Origin of the sequence: Salmonella sp. 32082101201600294FB01SM01 (assembly GCF_017572865.1) — a bacterium.
Classification (GTDB): domain Bacteria; phylum Pseudomonadota; class Gammaproteobacteria; order Enterobacterales; family Enterobacteriaceae; genus Salmonella; species Salmonella enterica.
Map to the genome: position 1 here is coordinate 1072992 of NZ_JAGESB010000001.1, position 22154 is coordinate 1095145.

At 50.4% G+C, this 22154-nt stretch carries 19 protein-coding genes; 4 read left to right on the top strand and 15 right to left on the bottom strand.

The window, feature by feature from the left end; all coding sequences use genetic code 11:
- Window positions 1-6: 6 nt before the first annotated feature.
- Window positions 7-1008: a L,D-transpeptidase family protein gene (locus J4645_RS05190; RefSeq protein ID WP_000817051.1), complete on the top strand. Its 1002-nt coding sequence runs from the start codon at window positions 7-9 to the stop codon at window positions 1006-1008.
- Between the two features lie 66 nt (window positions 1009-1074).
- On the opposite strand, the gene J4645_RS05195 is transcribed toward J4645_RS05190, so the two are convergent.
- The 11 genes from J4645_RS05195 to ttrB all read right to left on the bottom strand — a co-directional run bounded on the left by J4645_RS05195 (window position 1075) and on the right by ttrB (window position 13508).
- Window positions 1075-1314 carry a major outer membrane lipoprotein gene (locus J4645_RS05195; protein WP_023136894.1) on the bottom strand — a complete coding sequence of 80 codons (240 nt, stop codon included), beginning with the start codon at window positions 1312-1314 and terminating at the stop codon, window positions 1075-1077.
- An 80-nt stretch (window positions 1315-1394) separates the two neighbouring features.
- Entirely contained in the window at window positions 1395-1637 is a 243-nt protein-coding gene (locus tag J4645_RS05200) for a major outer membrane lipoprotein (protein ID WP_001527893.1), read from the bottom strand.
- A gap of 82 nt (window positions 1638-1719) precedes the next feature.
- Complete coding sequence (lpp, locus tag J4645_RS05205) at window positions 1720-1956, bottom strand: murein lipoprotein Lpp (protein ID WP_001082307.1); 237 nt, start codon at window positions 1954-1956, stop codon at window positions 1720-1722.
- A 310-nt stretch (window positions 1957-2266) separates the two neighbouring features.
- A complete protein-coding gene (pykF, locus tag J4645_RS05210; RefSeq protein WP_000751447.1) occupies window positions 2267-3679 on the bottom strand; it encodes a pyruvate kinase PykF in 1413 nt (470 codons plus the stop codon).
- 401 nt (window positions 3680-4080) lie between these two features.
- A complete protein-coding gene (locus J4645_RS05215; protein ID WP_000756083.1) occupies window positions 4081-5424 on the bottom strand; it encodes an APC family permease in 1344 nt (447 codons plus the stop codon).
- Between the two features lie 21 nt (window positions 5425-5445).
- Window positions 5446-6339, bottom strand: coding sequence for a proline iminopeptidase-family hydrolase (locus J4645_RS05220; protein WP_001000504.1), 894 nt, complete (start codon window positions 6337-6339; stop codon window positions 5446-5448).
- A gap of 58 nt (window positions 6340-6397) precedes the next feature.
- Window positions 6398-7135: a glutamine amidotransferase gene (locus tag J4645_RS05225; RefSeq protein WP_000697189.1), complete on the bottom strand. Its 738-nt coding sequence runs from the start codon at window positions 7133-7135 to the stop codon at window positions 6398-6400.
- A gap of 11 nt (window positions 7136-7146) precedes the next feature.
- Window positions 7147-8373, bottom strand: coding sequence for a PfkB family carbohydrate kinase (locus J4645_RS05230; protein ID WP_000471823.1), 1227 nt, complete (start codon window positions 8371-8373; stop codon window positions 7147-7149).
- A 322-nt stretch (window positions 8374-8695) separates the two neighbouring features.
- A complete protein-coding gene (gene ttrA, locus J4645_RS05235; protein ID WP_000002369.1) occupies window positions 8696-11758 on the bottom strand; it encodes a tetrathionate reductase subunit TtrA in 3063 nt (1020 codons plus the stop codon).
- The gene (ttrC, locus tag J4645_RS05240) at window positions 11751-12773 is read right to left on the bottom strand and encodes a tetrathionate reductase subunit TtrC (protein ID WP_000149764.1); all 1023 of its coding nucleotides are present in this window, start codon (window positions 12771-12773) and stop codon (window positions 11751-11753) included. The genes ttrA and ttrC overlap by 8 nt, the downstream gene beginning before the upstream one ends.
- Window positions 12774-13508 carry a tetrathionate reductase subunit TtrB gene (gene ttrB, locus J4645_RS05245; RefSeq protein ID WP_023214673.1) on the bottom strand — a complete coding sequence of 245 codons (735 nt, stop codon included), beginning with the start codon at window positions 13506-13508 and terminating at the stop codon, window positions 12774-12776.
- 181 nt (window positions 13509-13689) lie between these two features.
- On the opposite strand from ttrB, the gene ttrS reads away from it, so the two are divergent.
- From ttrS to fumD, 3 genes are all read left to right on the top strand, one after another.
- Window positions 13690-15468, top strand: a complete 1779-nt coding sequence (ttrS, locus tag J4645_RS05250) for a tetrathionate respiration histidine kinase TtrS (protein ID WP_077911087.1) — start codon at window positions 13690-13692, stop codon at window positions 15466-15468.
- Window positions 15443-16063, top strand: a complete 621-nt coding sequence (ttrR, locus tag J4645_RS05255) for a tetrathionate respiration response regulator TtrR (RefSeq protein ID WP_000190927.1) — start codon at window positions 15443-15445, stop codon at window positions 16061-16063. The genes ttrS and ttrR overlap by 26 nt, the downstream gene beginning before the upstream one ends.
- 97 nt (window positions 16064-16160) lie before the next feature.
- Window positions 16161-16373: a fumarate hydratase FumD gene (fumD, locus tag J4645_RS05260; protein ID WP_000165779.1), complete on the top strand. Its 213-nt coding sequence runs from the start codon at window positions 16161-16163 to the stop codon at window positions 16371-16373.
- Window positions 16374-16482: 109 nt separating this feature from the next.
- Here the strand turns inward: fumD and mlrB are convergent, their stop codons facing one another.
- From mlrB to J4645_RS05280, 4 genes are all read right to left on the bottom strand, one after another.
- Window positions 16483-17442 (bottom strand): transcriptional regulator MlrB, encoded by a 960-nt coding sequence (gene mlrB / locus J4645_RS05265; RefSeq protein ID WP_001060725.1) that lies wholly within the window; start codon window positions 17440-17442, stop codon window positions 16483-16485.
- Window positions 17443-17613: 171 nt separating this feature from the next.
- Window positions 17614-18342, bottom strand: coding sequence for a MerR family transcriptional regulator (locus J4645_RS05270; RefSeq protein WP_000122319.1), 729 nt, complete (start codon window positions 18340-18342; stop codon window positions 17614-17616).
- Between the two features lie 178 nt (window positions 18343-18520).
- Window positions 18521-19159: a two component system response regulator gene (locus tag J4645_RS05275; protein ID WP_000666335.1), complete on the bottom strand. Its 639-nt coding sequence runs from the start codon at window positions 19157-19159 to the stop codon at window positions 18521-18523.
- Between the two features lie 30 nt (window positions 19160-19189).
- Complete coding sequence (locus J4645_RS05280) at window positions 19190-21952, bottom strand: two component system sensor kinase (RefSeq protein ID WP_208208943.1); 2763 nt, start codon at window positions 21950-21952, stop codon at window positions 19190-19192.
- Between the last annotated feature and the right edge of the window lie 202 nt (window positions 21953-22154).

A 22154-nucleotide genomic window follows, 5' to 3' on the forward strand; every position in this document is an offset into this window, starting at 1 on the left:
TTTGGTATGAAACGTGCGTCTTTCATTACTCTAGCTATTATCGGCGCGTATAGCGCGTTACAGGCAGCCTGGGCGGTTGATTATCCATTACCGCCCGAAGGCAGCCGTCTTATTGGTCAGAATCAAACCTATACCGTACAGGAAGGTGATAAAAACCTGCAGGCTATCGCCCGGCGTTTTGATACGGCGGCGATGCTCATTCTTGAAGCGAACAATACGATTGCGCCGGTGCCTAAGCCCGGTACGCTAATTACCATTCCCTCGCAGATGCTATTGCCGGATGCGCCCAGGGAAGGCGTTATCGTCAACCTCGCGGAGCTACGGCTGTATTATTACCCGCCGGGAGAAAACCGCGTTCAGGTGTACCCCATCGGCATCGGTTTGCAGGGACTGGAAACTCCCGTCATGGACACCCGGATAGGGCAAAAGATCCCCAACCCGACGTGGACGCCGACGGCGGGCATACGCCAACGTTCGCTTGAGCGGGGGATCACGCTGCCGCCGGTGATCCCTGCCGGGCCAAATAACCCGCTGGGACGCTATGCGCTGCGTCTGGCGCACGGTAATGGGGAATATCTCATTCATGGTACCAGCGCGCCGGATAGCGTGGGTCTGCGCGTGAGTTCCGGTTGCATTCGCATGAACGCGCCGGACATCAAAGCGTTATTTGCGCAGGTCAGAACGGGGACGCCGGTAAAAGTGATTAACCAGCCGGTGAAATTCTCTGTCGAGCCGAATGGCATTCGTTATGTAGAGGTACACAGGCCGCTATCGCCGGAAGAAGAGCAAAACGTGCAGACGATGCCCTACGTGTTGCCTGCGGAATTTACCGCGTTCAGAAACGCGCAAGGGGTGGATAGTCGCCTGGTCGATAAGGCGCTATACCGGCGAGCCGGGTATCCTGTCAGTGTGAGCGCCGGGCAGACGCCAGCGGTAAATACGACCGCAGTCGAATCCGCTCAGAACGGTTTTGTCGGGGAAGAGGGGCAAACGCGCGCGACGCAGTAGCCTTCGCAGCAAACGACGGACAAAAAAATGGCGCACGATGTGCGCCATTTTATATTGTGCGTCAAATTATTTACAGATGCGGAATACTTTGTTGTCCAGACGCTGGTTCGCGCGAGCAGCATCGTCTTTAGCAGCCTGAACGTCGGAACGCATTGCATTTACGTCATTACTCAGTTGCTCAACTTTAGCGCTCAGCGTCTGTACATCGGAAGACAACTGATCGATTTTAGCGTTGCTTGAACAACCTGCCAGTAACGTGGAACCCAGAACTACTGCACCTAAGATCAGCCTGTTAGTACGGTTCATAATAATATCCTTATATTATGAGTGGTTATATGTATAAAGAAATGGCGCACGATGTGCGCCATTTTATATCGTGCGTCAAATTACTTACGGACGTGGGATACTACTTTGTTGTCCAGACGCTGGTTAGCGCGAGCCGCGTCGTCTTTAGCAGCCTGAACGTCGGAACGCATTGCATTTACGTCATTACTCAGTTGCTCAACTTTAGCGCTTAGCGTCTGTACATCGGAAGACAACTGATCGATTTTAGCGTTGCTGGCACAACCTGCCAGTAACGTGGAACCCAGAACTACTGCACCTAAGATCAGCCTGTTAGTACGGTTCATAATAATAACCTTATATTTTGTGTGGTTATATATGTAAAAAAAATGGCGCACATCGTGCGCCATTTTTATTACGCAGGTACTATTACTTACGGTATTTAGTAGCCTGGTTGTCCAGACGCTGGTTAGCGCGAGCTGCGTCGTCTTTAGCAGCCTGAACGTCGGAACGCATTGCGTTCACGTCGTTGCTCAGCTGGTCAACTTTAGCGTTCAGAGTCTGAACGTCAGAAGACAGCTGATCGATTTTAGCGTTGCTGGAGCAACCAGCCAGCAGAGTAGAACCCAGGATTACCGCGCCCAGTACCAGTTTAGTACGATTCATTATTAATACCCTCTAGATTGAGTTAATCTCCATGTAGCGTTACAAGTATTACACAAACTTTTTTATGTTGAGAATATTTTTTTGATGGGAATGCACTTATTTTTGATCGTTCGCTCAAAGAAGCATCGAAATGCATGAAAGTCCCTAAAAAACCGAAAGAAAACAGGGGGCTTCCATCGGATTCTTCTTAGATAATCCGCAATTAGATAGTAAAATCCGATTTGATTTTTTTATTAATAGTGGCTATCGATTAAATAAAAAAAGCGCCGGAAGGGCGCTTTTTTAAACAAATTAATTCACACAACAATTATTACAGTACGTGAACAGAGGCGGTGTTAGTGGTGCCGCTTGGAACCAGCGCGCCGGAGACCATCACTACGACGTCGCCTTTCTGGGCGAGGCCGCTTTGCAGGGCGACATCTTTGCCCAGACGGTAGAAATCATCAGTAGAATTGATTTCTTTCACCAGCTGCGATACCACGCCTTTGCTCAGTACTAACTGACGGGCGGTCACTTCATTGGTGGTCAATGCCAGGATGGTGGCGTCCGGGAAGTATTTACGCACGGCGCGAGCGGATTTACCGCCCTGGGTCGCTACCACGATCAGCGGCGCTTCCAGTTTTTCGGCGGTTTCTACCGCACCGCGGCATACCGCTTCCGTAATGCGCAGTTTACGGCTGTCGTTGTTGTAGTCCAGACGGCTGTTCATGACACGGTCGGTACGTTCGCAGATGGTCGCCATGATAGAAACGGCTTCCAGCGGGTATTTCCCTTTTGCGGATTCGCCGGACAGCATAACCGCATCCGTACCGTCGAGGATGGCGTTCGCAACGTCGCCTGCTTCTGCACGGGTCGGACGCGGGTTTTTGATCATAGAATCCAGCATCTGAGTCGCGGTGATCACGACTTTACGTGCGCGGATACATTTTTCGATCATCATTTTCTGCGCAAAAATCACTTCTTCAACCGGGATTTCTACGCCCAGGTCGCCACGCGCAACCATGATGCCGTCGGAAGCTTCGAGAATTTCATCGAAGTTGTTCAGGCCTTCCTGGTTTTCGATCTTAGAGATAATCTGGATGTTTTCGCCGCCGTGGGCTTTCAGATGCTCGCGAATTTCGACAACGTCAGAACGTTTACGGATAAAGGACGCCGCAACAAAGTCAACGCCCTGTTCGCAACCGAAGATCAGGTCCTGTTTGTCTTTTTCAGCCAGCGCCGGCAGAGCAATAGAAACGCCCGGCAGGTTAACGCCTTTGTTCTCGCCCAGATCGCCGTTGTTCAGCACCTTACAAATTACTTTATTGCCTTCGATGGCGGTCACTTCCATACCGATCAGACCATCGTCAACCAGGACGGTGTTGCCAACGCTCAGGTCGCTGGTGAAGCCTTCATAGGTGACGGCAACGATTTCATTATTACCGACCACGGATTTGTCGGTGGTAAAAGTGAAGGTTTGACCCGCTTTCAGCGAAACGTCGTTACCGCCTTCCAGTTTAATGGTGCGGATTTCTGGTCCTTTAGTATCAAGCAGAATAGCGGCTTTTTTACCAGTTTTGCTCATCACGTTGCGCAAGTTCTGGATACGCTGACCGTGTTCTGCATAATCGCCATGAGAGAAGTTCAGACGCATCACGTTCATGCCCGCGTCCAGCATTTTGCTTAACATCTCTTCGGATTCGGTTTTCGGACCGATAGTACAAACAATTTTCGTCTTTTTCATGACAGTCTTAGTCTTTAAGTTGAGGAGGATATGGAAATCTGGCTTCGGGCGCGCACGGCCCGGAAGCTAAGCCTGTGTTGCTAAAGTGATGATGCCTCGCTCTAAGGATAGGTGACATCGAAAGAGCGTGCAGAGGAATGTGTGCTCGCGTTTCAGCCCAACGGGAAGGGGATAATTTTAGTCGTTGAGTTTTACAGTCCAATGCGCTGAAACCATTCAAGAGACAATTGGCGCGCATTATACGCTGAAATTTACAAAAAAGGAAAATGAAAACCCTGTTTCAAAAGACATCTGTGCAGATCCACAACGGTTTGTTATTACGCTGTTTACGATGTCGCTGGCGATGACGCCGCCCGAACAGGGGCGGCGTTGCGCAACAGTGGGTGTTGTTGCGCATAATGTCAATCGAGCAACTTTTTGCCTTCCAGGTCGATGGCGATGTTTTGGTTGTGTGCTTTTCGATAGCACAGAATCGCTATCCCGATCGCCGCCCAGCTAATTCCGAGTATCAGAGCGTGAATGTTCATGTTTAAACAGACGTAGCCGATGACGATCATCCCCATGATCGGCGAAATGACATGGGCGAAAATGCGCCGCTGGGCTTTCATCCGGAAATTGAACAGGATAAACACACACAGGTTCACGACAAAAAAAGCGAAAAGCGCGCCAAAGTTCACCAGCGTGGAGATAGATTCAATCTTGCCGGAAAACAGGTAGCTGAGCAGTAGGGTGACGCCGCCGGTAAACAGAATGGCATAATCCGGCGTTTTACGCGTGGTATGGACGTGAGCGAGGAAGGCGGGCAACATTCGGTCGCGCCCCATTGAAAATAGCACTCTGGACACCGCCGTTTGCGCGGTAATAATGTTGCCGACGGCGCACACAAACGCCACAATGATGGAAAACGCCACTTTGAGCCAGATACCGCCAACGTTGCCGGCAATGGTGAAAAATGCTTCATTCGTCGCATTACCTTCCGCGAAGCGGTCGACATTACCGGTGGCGAACGCCGCAAACGCCACAACGATAATAAACAGTACCGTCGCCAAAACTAACGCCAACAGCGTTGCTTTACTGACGGCGCGTCCCCCGCCTTCGCTTTCTTCACTTAATGTACTGATAGCGTCAAAGCCGAGAAAGTTCAGCGCAGCCACCGAAATCGCCGTCGCGATGAGCCCTGGGGTGAACCACTGTGAATCGAAAAAAGGCCGGAAGGAAAGCGTTATCTGACTACTGTCCAGCATCAACAGACGGACAATGAGCAGAACGAAAATCGCCAGAATACCGAGTTGAATGAAGACCAGTAACTTATCAAATTTCGCCGTTTGCTGTATCCCGAGATAGTTGACTCCGGTGCCAATAGCCACATAAATCAACGGCCAGACCCAGACCGGGATTTGCGGTAAAATAGCGTGGACCGCGACGCCGCCCAGCACTGCCACGAGCGTAGGGAACAAAAGATAATCCAACAGTAATATCCATCCGGTCAGAAACCCTACGGCGGGATTAATGCATACGCCAGCATACGCATAGGCCGAACCCGACGAGGAGATATGTTGCGATAAGGTAGAGTAGCTGTACGCGGTAAAAAACATCGCGATCGCGCCAATAATATAAACCAGCGCAACCATACCGTGCGAAAGATTATAAACGACGCCATAAAGAGAGACTGGCGCGATAGGCACCATAAACACCAGACCATAAAGCACTAAATCGGTAAGAGACAATTTTTTGACTTTTTTCATGATAAATACCTTAATGGCTTTTTATGCCAGATCGCGTAAAAACGCGCTTACCGCTGCGAGGCAGGGCGCGATATTTTCTTCATGTGGGTTATGGCTGCTGCCGGGAATAGTGACCGCGCGGCAGTCTGAAATGTGAGAGAGCAGCGGAGAGACGACGCGCTCGGTTGCCTGATCGTTTTCGCCGCGTAATACCAGAACAGGACAGCGTATCTGGCACAAATGGGGCGTAATATCCCAGTCGGCAAGTTTGCCATTTGCCGCCAGTTCATTGGTTCCCCATAAAATGTGATAACCCGTAGGGTCGGCGGCGAACTGCGCATTAGATCGCTGAACATGAACGGCTTCTTCCGCGAGGGTATAAACGTGCCTGGCATAATAAGCGACCAGCTGTTCCGGTGGGTTTTGATAAATGACGGCGGGCATAATGACGTTTTTGATATCGTCATCGGACATTGGCGTCAGAGCGTTAAAGAGCCGTATGCCTTCCTGTTGCCACAGGGCGATACTGGCCGGCGAACTGGCCAGTATCGTCCCGCGAAGCCCGGCAGGCTGTAAGCAGGCGTGCTCTGCGGCAAGCATTCCGCCCCAGGAATGTCCCAGTATCGAATACCCGTGTCCAATACCCAGGTGATTAATTAATTGGGTTAATTGACGGAGATAACGCGCAATAGTCCAGAAAGACGCGTCGGCATGAGGAAAATGCGTTGAACGACCGCAGCCATATTGATCGTAAAATATTACCATGCGCCCGTCATCAGCCAGATGGCGATAATTTAATAAATAATCAAAGCCGCCAGAAGGGCCGCCGTGAAGGATAATGAGCGGCGTGAGTAATGATTTTCTGTCTCCATAAATCCGATAGCTTGTCAATATGTTTTCAGAAAACATTTCGCCATAGAGATAAGTATCATTCATATTCTTAATGACTCAGTGTGTGGCAGGGCAGGCGAAATTTATATTCGCCTGGGTAATATTATTTTTTTATTGTGTGTAAAACATTACACCAGAAGGTGGCGTACTGTTCCCATTGCAGAAACTGCGGGCTTCCCCAGTGCGGTGAACAATCACTGGCAAAGCAACATACTTTCCCTTTATGGTAAGTACCCATAACTAACAGTGGATCGCCATTAATTTCAGCAAGGACCTGACTATTTTCTTTGGCGATAAGCTTGTTATAGCCCAATAGCGGCGGCCATTCGCTAAATGGCTGGGTAATAACATGCTCTACCGCAGTATTTACTGCTTTACATCCTTGCGGTAGTTCTACGCGGTCATCTACATCCAGCATATCAACCGGCAATACCTCCGCCAGAACCGTATTTTTATAATTGGCTTTTGCTTCTATTCCCGTAAAGGATAAATACCCGCCGATCATCAACAGACCGCCGCCCTCAGCAACATAATCCGCGATAAGTTGTAATGCATCAGGAATAATATCCATATTATAAAACGTTCTGTTTTGTAGCAGGAACGTATTGCTACCGATATCACTGATGACGATCGCATCATAGCAGGCTAATGCTTCGGCGGTTTGTGGAAAACGAGTTTGCACAATATGGGCAGGCATGTAGTCCACATCGATATTACCCTGGCGTAAGCAGGATAATAAATAGTCTGCGCCTTCTTCATATTTGCTCGATGTAAAGCTATCAAAACCTTTAGAGTGAATCATATGAATGTGCCAGGATTCGCCAATAAATAAAATTTTCATTATGTCACCTGTTAATTAATGTTAATGACTTTATTAGATTGGGTACGCATTCGATGTAAAACCTGCAAGTGCTGAGGCATACTCGACGCACCGACTTGTTCCACCGCCAGAGAAGCGAAAGCGGAGGCATATTGAATGGCTGCGACCATGTCTGCTTGTCGCGCCAGCGCGGCGGCTAAGGCGCCATTAAAAGCGTCACCGGCCCCGGCGGCATCTTTTACCACGGCGCTCCACGCAGGAATATACAACGTGCGGGCGTGCTCACAGAGCAGAGAACCACGGGCGCCAAGGGTAATGATGACTTTTTTCACCCCGGATTGCAGAATAATATTTCCGGCTTTTTTCGCATCATTAATATCAGTAATGGTTACGCCGGATAAAAAAGAGGCTTCAGTTTCATTCGGCGTGATGATGTCAATATCAGATAATAAATGCGTCACCTGTTTCGTATAGGGGGCAGGATTCAGCATGATCATTTTATTTTCTTGTTTTCCCAGGCGAATAAATTCAGTCAACGCTTCAATGTTCGTTTCGAGCTGCATTAGCATAACGTCAGACTCGGCGATATAACGGTGTTGCTCGTTAATCTCTTGCGTGGTGAGCATCATATTGGCGCCAGGGTAGATGGCGATAATATTATCGCCATCCACGGCGGAGACATAGATCAATGCGCTACCGGTGGGCGCTTTATCTGTTTGATACGCGCTGTATGAGGTGATGCCTGATTGAATAATATGATTCATAGCAAATGCGCTGAACTGATCTTTGCCCACTTTAAAAATAAAATGCGCCGCAGCGCCGGCATTGTTTGCCGCTAAAGCCTGGTTGGCTCCTTTACCGCCAGGATAGAATCCAAATTGACTGGCCAGAATGGATTCTCCGCTTTGTGGAAACCACGGCACGGTTGCTGAAACATCAATATTGAATGAGCCTAAAACACACACCTTGCCTGCTTTTTTTGTGTTTTCCCGGCGCAGTTTTGCATCCTGATGGATTGGCGTGGCGATAGTGCTGGAGATATCAATCTTATTTTCAGTGATAAGCTTACTCAGCGCGTCACGGTTTAAAATCCCTCCGCCATAGCAACGCTGAAGCATACCTGATTTCTGGAAATAGCGTAGATCGGAACGAATAGTCTCCTGGCTAACCTTATAAAGGTCTGAAAGTTTACTGACGCTAACACTATTATCCTTTATCAGTAAATTAATGATGGCATGACGTCTTTCTTCTTTAAACATATTGCCTCCGGGTAGTGAGTTGAATTGTATTTATGGCAATGTTGTCATGCGGTGAATTCAATCACAGATTATGCGGTCAACCGGAAGTAACCCCAAATGAATGTCAATAATCAGAAGCGCAGCCAATGTGTTAAATATTAATTGCTTACAGAAGGGAAAAATAGTTTTGTGAGTGTTGTCATATATTTTCTATGTAATATGACGGGGTGAACGTAAAATAGTTGGGCTTGCACGATTCAGTGAGTATATGCAGCCGGACAGCGTTCGCTTATCAGTCGCTACCCTCGACGAAATAAGACGATATCGCTCTCCGGCCCTGGGGTTATATACGCTCGATTTTTGCCGGTAGCCCCTGACGTACCGCCGCGCCAGAAACCCAGTCGAGCCAGGTGTTGGTAATGGTTCTTGTCGGATCGGCAAAGCCCAGATCGTTAAGATTTATGCCTGCCCTGATTTGTGGATCATACGGCATAGGCACGCCATCCAGAGAGTGCTGCGTTGCGCCCATCTCGCGGTGACCATATCCGTGTTCGATGGCGATGACGCCTGGCATCACGCCATTTAACAAACTGATTTGCGCCACGACCTGACCGCCCGGCGTAATGATCCGTACCCGATCGCCATGTTGCAGCCCATAACGCTCGCCGTCTTGCGGATTCAGCGCCACCAGGTTTGCTGGCTTCACATGGTGTAAGCGCGGGATGACGGCTGTTGAGCTGGACATGGTATTTGATTTAAATGAAATCAGTTTCAGCGGCCATTGCCCAATGGGAAACTGGTCGTCAATCGCACGACCATCTGACAAACGCGCCGGATACCAGACCGGGCAACCGCTGAAACGCTCCCCGGTGATGGCGTGACGGTGGGCGGCGACATCTGCATTCCAGATCTGTAAGGGTTTTTTCCACGCGTTACCTAACCGTTGCTCCGTATAGCCGCTATCCTCGGGCGCAAACCGGCCGCCACGCGAGTAGATAAACGCCACGCGACCGACCTCATCAGCTTTAAGCGTGTGCTGAATTGCTGGCAGAATGCGGCTGACGCCGGTAAGTGTAATATCTTCCTGATTTGCCGGCGCGACCGGCGTCTTGCCCATAAAGGCGATATTAGCGGCTACGCGCAGATAGAAGTCTTCCGCCCGGTTCAGTGGAAAAGCATTGCCCTGCGGATCGGTTATCGCCCGGTCGCCGAAGCCGGGCAGATGGAGCCGTTTTGCTACCGCAATACAAAAGGCTTCCATTGAGACAGGTTGCCCGTCCGCCGTTCGGTGAGTGGCGGGGGCGACAACCGGCCAGCGGGCGGTAGTGGCTTTACTGGCTACGCCGCCCCAGGGCGCCGTAAAGCCCCAGCTCTCAAAATTGTGCGTATCCGGCACAATGTAATCCGCCAGCGCCGTCGTTTCATTCATAAAGGCGTCAATCGCGATAAAGAGCGGCAGTCGGCGAGGGTCTTTTAGCTTTTCTTCCGCCACGGCGCGTAGACCGGGAACACCGTAAAACGGGTTGCTCATATTGGAAATCCAGGCTTTAAGCGGATAAGGATAGCCTTCGAGCGCGGAGGTCAACAGTTCGGTAAGCTGGCCTGCCACAAAGGGATACCACGGCGCTTTGGCTGGATAAGGGGATTGCCCGCCGGCAATTTTGTCGCGGTATTCTTCCGATGCTTCATAAGCGGTTTTGCTACGGGCAATACTTAATCCGGACGGTTTCACTTTTCCGGCAAAACTGTTCATGTTGTAGCGGGGGCCGTCGCTAACGCCGTTGAATTTGCCGCCGCCGACAAAGACGCCGCCGGACAAGCTGAGGTTGCCGATCAGCGCGTTAAGCATCATGACCGACCAGGCGTTATAAAACCCATTGCCGGCCATCATGCCGCCGTGACTGATGACCGCGGCTTTACGTCCGTGACCGGTAAAGGTTTCCGCCAGCGCGATAATTTGCGCTTCCGGCACGCCGCACTGTTCGCTGTATTGCGCCAACGAGAGCTTTTCTGCCGCCTCTTTCAGGCGTTGCAACCCGCTCTTCACCGTGACCCGTTGGCCGTCGGCGAGCGTAACGTACTGCGTCACGAAAAGCCGTGCCTGTCGGCAAGTGGAGGCATCGACCAACTCGCCGTCGGTATTAAGTACGACGGGGGTCTCTTCGCCATCGGGCGTAAGATGGCGTAGCGTCAGGTGTTGTCCGGCAAGCGTCGGCAGTTCATCCGCAATGACCAGGTGCGTGGCGTTGGTCCAACTTTGCTCGCCGGCCTGCTGCATCGCCTGTACGCCGGGAATCGCCAGATAATCAGCATTATAACGTTGATTATCCATGATCCAGCGGATCATCCCCATTGCCAGCGCCGAATCGCTGCCGGGCATGACCGGTTGCCAGCGACCGCGAGGATCGGCGAGCACCGTTGATAAGGGCAGGGCGGGGGCGACCACGACGTATTGAAAATTCTCACGCAGCCGGGCGCTCGCCAACTGACGCGCCTGGCGTTTAAACGGATTGCCGGACTGTGCCGGGGAGGTGCCCATAAAGAGCGCAAACTCCACGTTTTCCCAGTCGGGTTTGACATGCGGGTTTTTATCCAGATCGCCCATCAGCGCCCCGGAGCCGGCCCGGTAAGCCAGTCCACAGTAGGCGCCATGCGCGCCGAAATTTTTGCTGCCGAAGCTATTTAGCGCAAAACGACGCAGAAACGCATCGCGGCCTTCGTCGCTGGTATTCGTGACCAGTAACTGATTGGTTTTGGGCCCGAAACTGGGGTGCTTTGCGTCAATTGGCGTATCCGGCGCATGAATCGCGCGCAGTCCGTCCACATGACCCTCGCCAAACAGATCGCCGCCTTCCACGACTTCTTCAATAAGCTGCTCAAAGCTGATGCGCTGCCATTTCCCTTCGCCGCGTTTACCCACGCGTTTCATCGGTTCAAGCAGTCGCAGCGGACTGTACAGGCTTTCCAGCAGCGTGGCGCCGCGCGCGCAGGCGGTTGAGCGGGCGTCAAGACCGCTTTCTCCCGCCAGTTGCTCCATGGCTTCGCTAAAAGGGACGGACGAGTCAATCGGGTGTTCCTGCGACAAGGGGTGATAGGGATTGCCGGCGATGCGTATCACTTTGCCATCGGCATTAACCCGGGCGCGGATACCGCACTGTGTCCAACAGCCGAAGCATTGCGTCATGGCGATGGTTTGTTGTGGATTTTGCTGCCAGTGCGTTTGCGCCTGCGCCTCCGGAATTAACGCATTGCCAAAGATGCGGTCGCGCGTTACCTTGCCGGACGTCCCGTTTAACAGGCCATCAATTGCGCGTTTCGCCACATCACGGTAGCTCAGACCAAAAGTGACCATCCCACCGACGGCGAGACCGACTTTTAGCCACTGACGACGGGTTAAATTAGCCATGTTGTAATCTCCTGGTGAGTCCGTTCAGCGTTTCACGAATAATAATCAGTAGCGCTATCCACAGGCCGAAGGTGCCGAGAATAGCCAGCCAGCCATCCGTTCCGCCTGGTAACGAGTAAGGGTTAAATTGCGCGTTGAACTTGGGTACGGTTTGTACCTGAATCAACAATGTCCAGCGCATCAGCCAACATAGCGCCAGCGCGCTCAGAACCAGCAGGACGCGTCTTAGCTCCGATAACGGATGACGTAGCGCCAGGCTACAGAACAGCAGTGTGAATACCCACAGCGCTAGCCAGCCGACAGCGTAATATTTGGCTGACAGGGCGACGGTAATCCACTGACGGATTGCCGTGCCGGAAAGCGTATCGCCGCTGACCCACATGGCCACAACCAGCCCCAGCGCCGCCAGCGTCCAGAGTTGTCCCCACAGTATTTTTGGCAGCCTTACCGAGTCGCGTCGGGCGGCGACAATCATCAGCGCGAAGAACGCCTGTAAGGCGCTAAGAAACATCGCCACGGGGAAGGCGTAGCTAAACCAGATTGGGCGCGCCAGCACAACTGAGACTTCGCGGCCGGTATAAATCAACAGGCCCACCGCGCAAAGCGCGCTGGCTAACGCCAACCATTTAGTGACGTTGTAACTTTTATTGAATAATCGTTTTATTTGCTGCGCCAGGAACCACAGAGCGAGAAATCCGGTAAACAGCGGCAGGAACAACGCTCCCCAGGGCATCCACGACCAGGGCGTCGGCCAGGCATAGAAATGCCAGACGCGGGCGGTCTGGTGCAGATCCGCCGTCAGCGCCAGCGGTGCGGTAATCGCACAGGTAATGGCAATCAGTAATGCCCGATTTTCTTCTGTTGCGGCGTCTTTTTTCCGCCAGTGAAGATAACAGGCAAACAGTGCGGCGCAGGCGGCAATGCCAATAAAAAAGAAATATTGTACCGCCCACGGCAGCCAGCTAATGTCCTGCGGGTGAGCCAGCACTTCTTCAATGATGAGTGAATGCGTCATTCAGACCTCCTGCCAAAGCGCGGGCTGCGCACGGCCCATTAATGGGGTGACAAAGGCGTCGTCCAGACCCAGGTAGAAAACATGGGGCGACGTGCCGTTTTCCGGCTTTAATACCTTGATAGCGTCGCGATGTTGATGAAGCATGGTGGCGATGCGGCTATGGGGATCTTTGATATCGCCAATAATACGCGCGCCGCCGACGCAGGACTCTACGCAAGCGGGTAACAGTCCGGCTTCCAGACGATGGACGCAAAACGTGCATTTATCGGCAGTTTGCGTTTCATGATTGATAAATCGGGCGTCGTAAGGACACGCCTGGACACAATAGGCGCAGCCGACGCAGCGTTTGTTATCCACCACCACAATGCCGTCTTCCCGCTGAAAGGTGGCTTGTACCGGGCAGACCGGCACACAGGGGGGGTTATCGCAATGGTTGCACAGACGCGGCAATAGCACATTCGTGACTTCCTGACTACCTTCACGCTGGACCTGGTATTGGTTCACCATCGTACGAAATGCGCCCTGCGGCGTTTGGTTTTCAATAGTGCAACTTACGGTACAGGACTGACAGCCGATACAACGCCGCAGGTCGATAAGCATGGCGTAACGGTGTCGGGGAGAGCCTTCATGCCGCTCCGGCGAAAAAGGAAATTTCGCTTCAGCCAGCGGAACCAGCGAGGCGCCAGCGGTCAGGGCGCCGAGTTGCTGGAGAAATAGCCGTTTACTGCTGTCCATATTGACTCCCGTCCACATTGCCAACAATGAAACATTTGTCACGATGTTGGTTCATGTGTAATGAATAAAAAATGTTGATGATTTACAGTGTAAAAATCGAGACGGGGTGCACTCTATTGTGGTTAACCACATACCCGGCTTGTTGTTGATCTAAAACAACATAATTGACAGGGATATTGGGGTGAGAGGTAAAACCGTAAGGTGCCTGGCGGTGTTGGCGGCAGTAGGGCTACTTTGTCATGGCGCGTGGGCAGGGACGTGGAATATCGGTATTTTGGCCATGCGCGGCGAGGCGTCTACGCGTAGCCACTGGCAACCGTTGGCAAAGACATTAAGCCAACAGCTTCCAGGCGAAACCTTTCACATCCAGCCGCTGGATCTGCATCAAATGCAGGAGGCCGTTAACCAGGGAACCGTGCAGTTTGTGATAACCAACCCGGCTCAATTTGTCCAACTGAACAGCCATGCGCCGCTGCGCTGGTTAGCTTCCCTGCGCTCCACGCGCGATGGGAAAGCGGTGAGTAATGTTATTGGCAGCGTGATTTTGACCCGGCGCGATAGCGGCATCACCACGGCGCATGATCTCATCGGTAAGACAGTCGGCGCGATTGATGCTCAGGCGTTTGGCGGCTATTTATTAGGCTATAAAGCGCTCAGCGACGCGGGCTTACGCCCGGAGCGCGACTTTCATCTCCGTTTTACCGGATTCCCTGGCGATGCCTTAGTCTATATGCTGCGCGAAAAAGCGGTGCAGGCGGCAATTGTGCCAGTGTGCCTGTTAGAAAATATGGATCAGGAAGGCTTGATTAATAAAAAGGACTTTATCGCGCTGCTTTCCCGACCGACGCCCCTACCTTGCTTAACCAGTACGCCGTTATATCCTGACTGGTCGTTCGCGGCGCTACCTGCGGTAAGCGATGCGTTGGCGGATCGCGTAACGCGAGCGCTATTCAACGCGCCCGCCGCCGCGCCATTTCACTGGGGCGCGCCTGCGTCGACCAGTCAGGTGGAAGCGTTGCTGCGCGATGTTCGTCAGCACCCTCAGCAGCGTCGACTGTGGCTGGATGTCAAAAGTTGGTTAATCCAGCATCAGCTAATGGTTGGCGGCGTGATTCTGGCGTTCCTGTTGCTCACGCTCAATTATATTTGGGTCATGCTGCTGGTGCGTCGACGTGGAAAGCAACTGGAACGTAATAGCGTAGTCCTTCATCAGCATGAGCGGGCGCTGGAAACCGCCCGGCAAATGAGCGTGTTGGGTGAAATGACCTCCGGGTTTGCCCATGAGCTTAATCAGCCGCTTTCCGCGATTCGACATTATGCCCAGGGGTGCCTGATTCGACTGCGCGTTGCAGATGAACAGCATCCCTTGCTGCCGGCGCTGGAGCAGATTGACCAGCAGGCGCAACGCGGTGCGGATACTCTGCGTAACCTGCGTCACTGGGTCAGCCAGGCGCAGGGCAACCCGGTGCTAACCGAAGCGTGGAAGGCCATAGCCATTCGCGAGGCGATTGATCATGTCTGGCAATTGTTGCGTATGGCGCAACAGTTTCCGACAGTGACTCTGCATACCGAGGTTAGCGCTGCGCTGCGTGTAACGCTGCCGTCAGTGCTGCTGGAACAGGTGCTGGCGAATATCATTCTTAATGCGGCTCAGGCGGGCGCCACCCATTTATGGGTCGTTGCTGAACGTACTGAAAACGGCATCAGTATCGTTTTACAGGATAACGCCGGGGGAATCGACGAGGCGCTATTACGTCAGGCGTTTCAGCCGTTTATGACCACCCGCAAAGAGGGGATGGGCTTAGGGCTGGCGATTTGCCAGCGGCTGGTGCGGTATGGGCGGGGCGATATCAGCATCAGGAACCAGACCGCGCCGGACGGTCTGTCGGGAACGGTGGTCACGATACATTTCTTACATGAACATGGGGGCAGGGATGGCGACAATTCATCTACTGGATGATGATACGGCGGTCACTAACGCGTGCGCGTTTTTACTGGAAAGTCTGGGATATGACGTAAAATGCTGGACGCAGGGGGCGGATTTTTTGGCGCAGGCCAGTCTGTATCAGGCCGGGGTCGTATTACTGGATATGCGAATGCCGGTACTGGATGGGCAGGGCGTTCATGATGCGTTGCGCCAGTGCGGAAGTACCCTGGCGGTTGTTTTTCTTACCGGGCATGGCGATGTACCGATGGCCGTGGAGCAGATGAAACGCGGTGCCGTCGATTTTCTGCAAAAACCGGTATCGGTAAAACCGCTACAGGCGGCGCTGGAGCGTGCGCTGACGGTTTCATCGGCAGCGGTGGCGCGCCGTGAGATTATACTTTGTTACCAGCAGTTGACGCCGAAAGAGCGTGAGCTGGCCAGCCTGGTGGCAAAAGGATTTATGAACCGTGAAATTGCGGAAGCGATGAATATCGCGGTGCGTACCGTAGAGGTGCACCGCGCCAGAGTCATGGAAAAAATGCAGGCCGGTAGCCTGGCGGAACTGATTAGGCGTTTCGAAAAAATGGCCTCGCCAGAGACTAGAATACGAACAACGTATGAACCATGAATAATAAACTGCGTTATTTCTTTGATTTGCATCAAATTTTGTTTAATAGAGAAGACTGTTATATTCTGTTGGTTTGATCTGGCGACGAGTAAAACGTATGACAAAACCGACAAAAGATGACGAGCTGTACCGCGAGATGTGCCGGGTGGTGGGCAAGGTCGTGCTTGAAATGCGCGATTTGGGGCAGGAGCCTAAATATATTGTTATTGCGGGCGTGCTAAGAACCGCGCTGGCGAATCAACGCATCCAACGTAGCGCGTTAGAAAAACAGGCTATGGAAACCGTGATTAACGCTCTGGCGCGGTCATAGCCGCTATCAGGGTGGAAACAGTCTGTTGGCAATAACGAAATCGCCTTTGAATTGTCGCTATTGTCACCATGGCGGGCAGGTTGCCCGCCGTTAGCGATGCGCAGGGTTATCAGTTGATGGCTAAGCGCAGCCCTAATGTATCAGGGTACGGCTCAAAATAATTCTGGCTGCGTAGATAGTCATCCGGATGTTCCGCCAGATAGTGCTTCAGCAGCGTTAACGGTGCCAGGATAGGTAGTCGGCCCGCCCGGTAGCCGAGAATCACCTCGCGTAATTCCGCGCGTTGCCTGCTGTTCAACGCACGGTGAAAATAGCCCTGGATATGCATCAGCACATTGGTGTGATTTTTACGTGAAGCGGGATGGCGCAGGATAGCCATCAGTTTTTCTCTGTATCGGACAAAGAAGGCATCCAGATCGTCCCACTCATGCAGACGCGCGACGAAAGGGCCAATTTCGCGGTAGCCGGCCTGGTGGTGGGCGAGAAGCTGAAGTTTGTATCGGCTATGAAACGCGAGCAAACTATGACGACTCAAGCCCTGCGCGCGTAGCGCATTTAATTCATGTAGCGCGAAGATACGTGCGATGAAATTCTCGCGTAGTACCGGATCGTGCAGGCGACCATCTTCCTCTATCGGCAGCCAGGGATATTTGTCCATCATCGCGGCGGTAAACAGCCCCGTGCCAGCTTTGCGGCCCCTGTTACCCTTTTCATCATACAGGCGAACGCGCTCCATTCCGCAACTGGGCGATTTTGCACACACAATAAACCCCGCCAGTTCGCCTATTGTTGGCAGAAACCGATCGGTAAAGGCATTCATTCGCTCGGTAACGTCATCGTGCGGGGCATGGCTATAACGCATCCGAATGTCGCCACAGGTCGTCTGGATAAGACGCAGCGCAGGGCGAGGCACGGGCAGGCCGATCGCCACCTCCGGGCAGATCGGTTTGTAGTCCACCCACGGTGCCAGAGAGTTCATGACAAAATCCATACGCTTATGTCCGCCATCAAAGCGTACCGCGGCGCCAGTCAGACATCCGCTAATGCCGACTACGGGTTTGTTATTCATGATTGCCCCTTATTGAAAGTACGACGACTGACGCCAATGGCGCAAAATGTTATCTCACGCTGATTTAAAACTTACACAACTTTGTTTTTTTGTCTAAGTTTTCGCGGGAATTTTTTTGACGTAGTTAAATATCAATAAGATAGAATGAGGGGAAGAAATCTATTTCAGCGCTTATAGTGTGATAACCTCCAGCGAAGCGACCACGTTGCGCCACTGGGCAAGCTGTTTTTTCTGCCCGGTAGTGAGCTTTCCGGTGGTCACCAGGAACCATTTTCTCTGGGCGAACAGCTCGGGCGCCAGCATGGCTGGTGGAGAGGGAAGCACATTGAGCCGCAGCTCTTGTCCGGTACGAGTCAACGCTTCCAGCCAGATTTCACAGTGATCCGAGAGATGCCATCCGCTAATAAAGGCATTGTTGCCAGGCGCTTTTCTGTCGCCTTCAAGGCAAAAAGAGGTGTAGGCAATAATGATGCCATCCAGTATTTCGCGCAGCGTCATCACGGCGGGAAGATGCGCGGACACTTTGCTGCGCAACGGACGCAATAAATGGGTCACCAGTTCTGCGCGAGGATATTCCCGGCCACAGTCATAAATCAACTGCCGCAGCGCGTCAATTCGCCCTTCGTGGAGATGTTGAAGCATCGTCTCCTGAATCGTTATCCAGTTATCGCCCAGGCGAATGACCGGACGCGATAGTAAGGGTTTGACCTGGCTTATCGGTACGCCTTTTCTCACCCAGTCGAGGATGCTAAGCGCTTGTCGAATATCGTCATCGCTGTATAAGCGATGCCCGCCATCAGTACGCTGCGGTTTCAATAAACCATAGCGTCGCTGCCATGCCCTTAGCGTGGCGGCATTGATACCGCATAGTCTGGCAAATTCGCCGATAGAATACGACATGGTAAAGCCCGTTAAATAAGGGGATTCTACTATATCATGATTAAATGAAGACTAAGGTAGTGATAAATGGTGCGGCATACCAGGGCATCCGTATGGATTTTGTCGATGATGAGCAATACTGCGTGGCGTAAGGCTCATCAAAATATGACCAATGCTTAATACCATCGGATGCCCCTGGTTAATACTCTATTAACCTCATTCTTCGGGCGCAGTTAAGTAACTCTGTCACTTTATGAACCTGTAGCTTTCTCATCATATTCATCCGATGTGTTTCGACGGTTTTTATACTGATATGTAGCTTTTCGCTGATCCCATGATTGGTATACCCCTCGTCAATAAGTTTAAGAACCTGACGCTCGCGCAAAGTAAGCAGTTGATGATTGGTCGTGTCAGCGTTTAATTCAGCCAGGATAGCTTCCCGATTCAACGTCGGGTCAATGTAACGCTTGTTTACTGCTACTGTTTGCAATGCCGCTAACAGAACTTGCTGACTACTGCTTTTTAAAACATAGCCATTAGCACCTGCGGCTAAAGTTTTAATGGTCATATACTCTTGTTGGTATGCTGTGTAAACCAGAATATTCATTGCTGGCCAACGCTGATGTAATTGGGGAATGATATCCAGGCCATTGATGCCAGGTAAGCTAAGATCAAGGATAAGTATGTCAGGCTCGTATGCGCAACAGGCATTATAAACCTCAAGACCATTTTTAACATGTTCTACAATTTTAAAATGAGGCCAGGGTAGTAAGGCATTCATAATGCCGTTAATGATGATTTCATGATCGTCTACTAATAAGATCTTATATTCTTTCATTTTGCTGCCCTCGCGAAAATTAAGATAATATTAAGTAATGGTGTAGTTTTTGAAGATTATACGTATTTTCTGGCGTAAGTCGGTTAGTTCCTCCAGCGCGATGATTTTCCCCATTTTTACGCGATTCTCAATGTCTATGACATAGCATACCAATTCAGTCTGCCCTATTTGACCTAAACAGCCTTTTAATGTGTGAATTAACTGATCGATTTTTTTTCCAGCCGATACGGCATTTTCAATATCAGCCAGCAAGAGGTCCAGTGATTGGAAAATCTTGCTATTAATGACCATATCATCTGTCGCCAGTAGCGCTGAGCAGCGACTCGGATCCTGCTCCTGTAGCTCTATATTTCGCAAAAGTTGATATTCTGCGGCAATACTGATATAGCGAGCTAAGGTAGCCAACGTCACTGGTTTGGTAATGTAATGATGAATCCCATTTTTTTTACAACGATGAATATCTTCTGTCGCTACGCTAGCGGATAGCGCCACAAACATGCAGTCAGGATCTAAATTATTCGGCTCATCGTGCCATAATTGTACACATTCAATACCATCTATTTCTGGCATTCTAATGTCAATCAGTACTAAATCGAATCGCTGCTGTTGTGATAAAGTCAGAGCCTCGTTACTACTGGCGGCAATAGTGACGTGTTGGCCCAGGCTGACAAGCATTTTGCCGATGATATCCCGATTAATATCGGCATCATCAACCAAAAGAATCTGCAACTGCCAGGGTGGTAACAAATTATTTATTACTGGTATATTTGGTGTACACAATATTAACTGTTGCGCCAGGTCGTAAAGTTTTCCGGGGAAATACAAAAGCTCTGCGTTGAGAAGCGCATTTTGCTGGTGGGGTGGCTCGCCGCGTATTCCCCAGCAAGCCAGTTGGCGATGCAGGCAGAACGGCGCTGACAGTGTCCCTTTAATTAGTTGAGGCGGCTGGTATTCTTGTAAGGGTAATACTAGCGAGACACAGGTTCCAACCCCAGGGACACTTTTTAGTGTCAGATTACCGCCCATCATTTTAGCCAGGCTTGACGCAATAGTCAGTCCAATTCCTGTACCTTGCGAATTTGTGTCTGCTTGATAAAAAGCAGTAAAGATTTGAGACTGCTGCTGTATTTCAATCCCTTTACCGCTATCGCTAACCAGAAATATTAATTGTTCCTCATGACGCTTGACCGTCAGACGTATCCCTCCGGTTTCGGTAAATTTTACCGCGTTCCCGAGTAAATTAACCAAAATTTGCCGTAAACGGATACTGTCGGTATGAAAATAGAGAGGGACATGTTGACCGACAAAAGTACGTAATGACAGTTTTTTGCTTTGCGCCGGCCCCTGGATGGTTTGCATTGCCTGGTCCAGTAACGGCAGTAACGCTGTTTCTTCCATATGTAATGTGAAATGACCAGACTCGATGCGTGAAAAATCCAGCAGATTATTAATAATAGCTAACAAAGACAGTGTACAATTCCTGGCGGTATCAGCTAATCCTTGCTGCTCTATGTTTAAAGGGGTGGTTTGTAATAATTCAATCGCACCGAGTACGCCATTCATCGGAGTACGTAACTCATGACTTATTACCGTAAGATGAATGCTTTTACGTTTGTTAGCTTGCTCAGCGCGTTTTTTTGCTTCATTTAGCGCCTGGGTGCGCTCTGCGACTTTGTTTTCCAGATTGTCGTATTGGACTTGTAGAGTATCAAGCAGTTGGTTAAAAGCACCGGCAATACTATCTAATTCATCCAGTCGTTGTGCTGGTAAACGTGTGCTCAGCGGTGCAGTTGCGGTTTTATTAATGACATCGACAAAACGCCATAACGGTTTGGCCAGTGAGCGATGTAGTAACCAACAAAAAGCCGACGTCATCAACACCAATGCTGTTAATGTAAAGGGGATTTGTTGAAGGATAATTTTTAAGATGCGATTATGTAGATTACCGTATGGGTACAGCGTAACCAGACTCCATCCGGGGCCATGCAAGGTTGTGCGTAATATCAGAAATCCGGGAGTTTGCTGCCATCCATCATGCAGCGTTACATTTTCTAACTGTGTACGTATTTTTTGCGGGATGTATGAAAACGGCAATAAGTGGTTGTTTTGATCCAGCCATACTCGAATACTATCATCTAATGGCAGGTGGCTCTTAGTAATGAGATCAGGAAGTTTAACCGTCACCCCAAAAAATACGCCTTGCTGATCGGCAACCGCAACGGAAGCGTGCCATCCTTTGCCGTTTATGTATTCTGGTTCACTCCAGTAAAACCCGGCATGGGTTGGGTATAAAGGAAAGCTTTTTCGCGTTAAAGGCTGTAGAGTTGAATAATCTGAAGGGTTATCAGTAGATAATAACGAAATCTCATTTTTATGGTTAAGAATAAAACTATCGCGACGAAAGCTTTTTTCATCGATATCAGAGGACTGCAGAAAGATACGGTGCTTCTCTCCGTTTAGCGTCGGCGTGCAATTTGAAGGACCGACAGAAAGATGCCGGCTCACCTCAGGGAAAATATCGTTATGATGAATCTCAGTCGCTAATGAGCATTGATACATTAAGTTTTTAGCGTCACGCTCAGCCTCTTCAAATCGTTGATTTCTTAGTACAATATTCATCTCGGATAGAACAGATAAGTCCTCTATTATATGCTGCCGTTTCTGAACCATTGATATATAAGCTGCAATAAGCACAGATAGCAGCCAAATAATTATTGTTATTAATAAAAATAAAAAAGTTAGCCTGATTACTAAAGATGTTTGCAGCGTATTCTTGAGATTGAGCAAATTCATAATGCTTTCCTTCAGTTGCCTGTTGCAAAATCTTTGGCACTTGATCACTATCGCAGTACATATAGTTTCATCAGAAGATTAATCGATGGTGTTATCATTAGGAAGGTAAATTTCTTCATATATAACCCAGTCGATGACTACAATTACTTTTTAATAAAGCGGCGATGTAAAAACATCGTAACAGTTTATTTAATAAATAATT

What these genes read in the sequence shown, in the direction of transcription:
- J4645_RS05195 (WP_023136894.1), bottom strand. Translation starts at nt 1,314, where the DNA reads ATGAACCGTACTAACAGGCTGATCTTAGGTGCAGTAGTTCTGGGTTCC.
- pykF (WP_000751447.1), bottom strand. Translation starts at nt 3,679, where the DNA reads ATGAAAAAGACGAAAATTGTTTGTACTATCGGTCCGAAAACCGAATCC.
- J4645_RS05230 (WP_000471823.1), bottom strand. Translation starts at nt 8,373, where the DNA reads ATGTTTAAAGAAGAAAGACGTCATGCCATCATTAATTTACTGATAAAG.
- ttrB (WP_023214673.1), bottom strand. Translation starts at nt 13,508, where the DNA reads ATGGACAGCAGTAAACGGCTATTTCTCCAGCAACTCGGCGCCCTGACC.
- J4645_RS05275 (WP_000666335.1), bottom strand. Translation starts at nt 19,159, where the DNA reads ATGAAAGAATATAAGATCTTATTAGTAGACGATCATGAAATCATCATT.
- fumD (WP_000165779.1), top strand. Translation starts at nt 16,161, where the DNA reads ATGACAAAACCGACAAAAGATGACGAGCTGTACCGCGAGATGTGCCGG.
- ttrC (WP_000149764.1), bottom strand. Translation starts at nt 12,773, where the DNA reads ATGACGCATTCACTCATCATTGAAGAAGTGCTGGCTCACCCGCAGGAC.
- J4645_RS05190 (WP_000817051.1), top strand. Translation starts at nt 7, where the DNA reads ATGAAACGTGCGTCTTTCATTACTCTAGCTATTATCGGCGCGTATAGC.
- J4645_RS05270 (WP_000122319.1), bottom strand. Translation starts at nt 18,342, where the DNA reads ATGTCGTATTCTATCGGCGAATTTGCCAGACTATGCGGTATCAATGCC.
- J4645_RS05200 (WP_001527893.1), bottom strand. Translation starts at nt 1,637, where the DNA reads ATGAACCGTACTAACAGGCTGATCTTAGGTGCAGTAGTTCTGGGTTCC.
- mlrB (WP_001060725.1), bottom strand. Translation starts at nt 17,442, where the DNA reads ATGAATAACAAACCCGTAGTCGGCATTAGCGGATGTCTGACTGGCGCC.
- J4645_RS05220 (WP_001000504.1), bottom strand. Translation starts at nt 6,339, where the DNA reads ATGAATGATACTTATCTCTATGGCGAAATGTTTTCTGAAAACATATTG.
- ttrA (WP_000002369.1), bottom strand. Translation starts at nt 11,758, where the DNA reads ATGGCTAATTTAACCCGTCGTCAGTGGCTAAAAGTCGGTCTCGCCGTC.
- J4645_RS05215 (WP_000756083.1), bottom strand. Translation starts at nt 5,424, where the DNA reads ATGAAAAAAGTCAAAAAATTGTCTCTTACCGATTTAGTGCTTTATGGT.
- J4645_RS05225 (WP_000697189.1), bottom strand. Translation starts at nt 7,135, where the DNA reads ATGAAAATTTTATTTATTGGCGAATCCTGGCACATTCATATGATTCAC.
- lpp (WP_001082307.1), bottom strand. Translation starts at nt 1,956, where the DNA reads ATGAATCGTACTAAACTGGTACTGGGCGCGGTAATCCTGGGTTCTACT.
- ttrR (WP_000190927.1), top strand. Translation starts at nt 15,443, where the DNA reads ATGGCGACAATTCATCTACTGGATGATGATACGGCGGTCACTAACGCG.
- J4645_RS05280 (WP_208208943.1), bottom strand. Translation starts at nt 21,952, where the DNA reads ATGAATTTGCTCAATCTCAAGAATACGCTGCAAACATCTTTAGTAATC.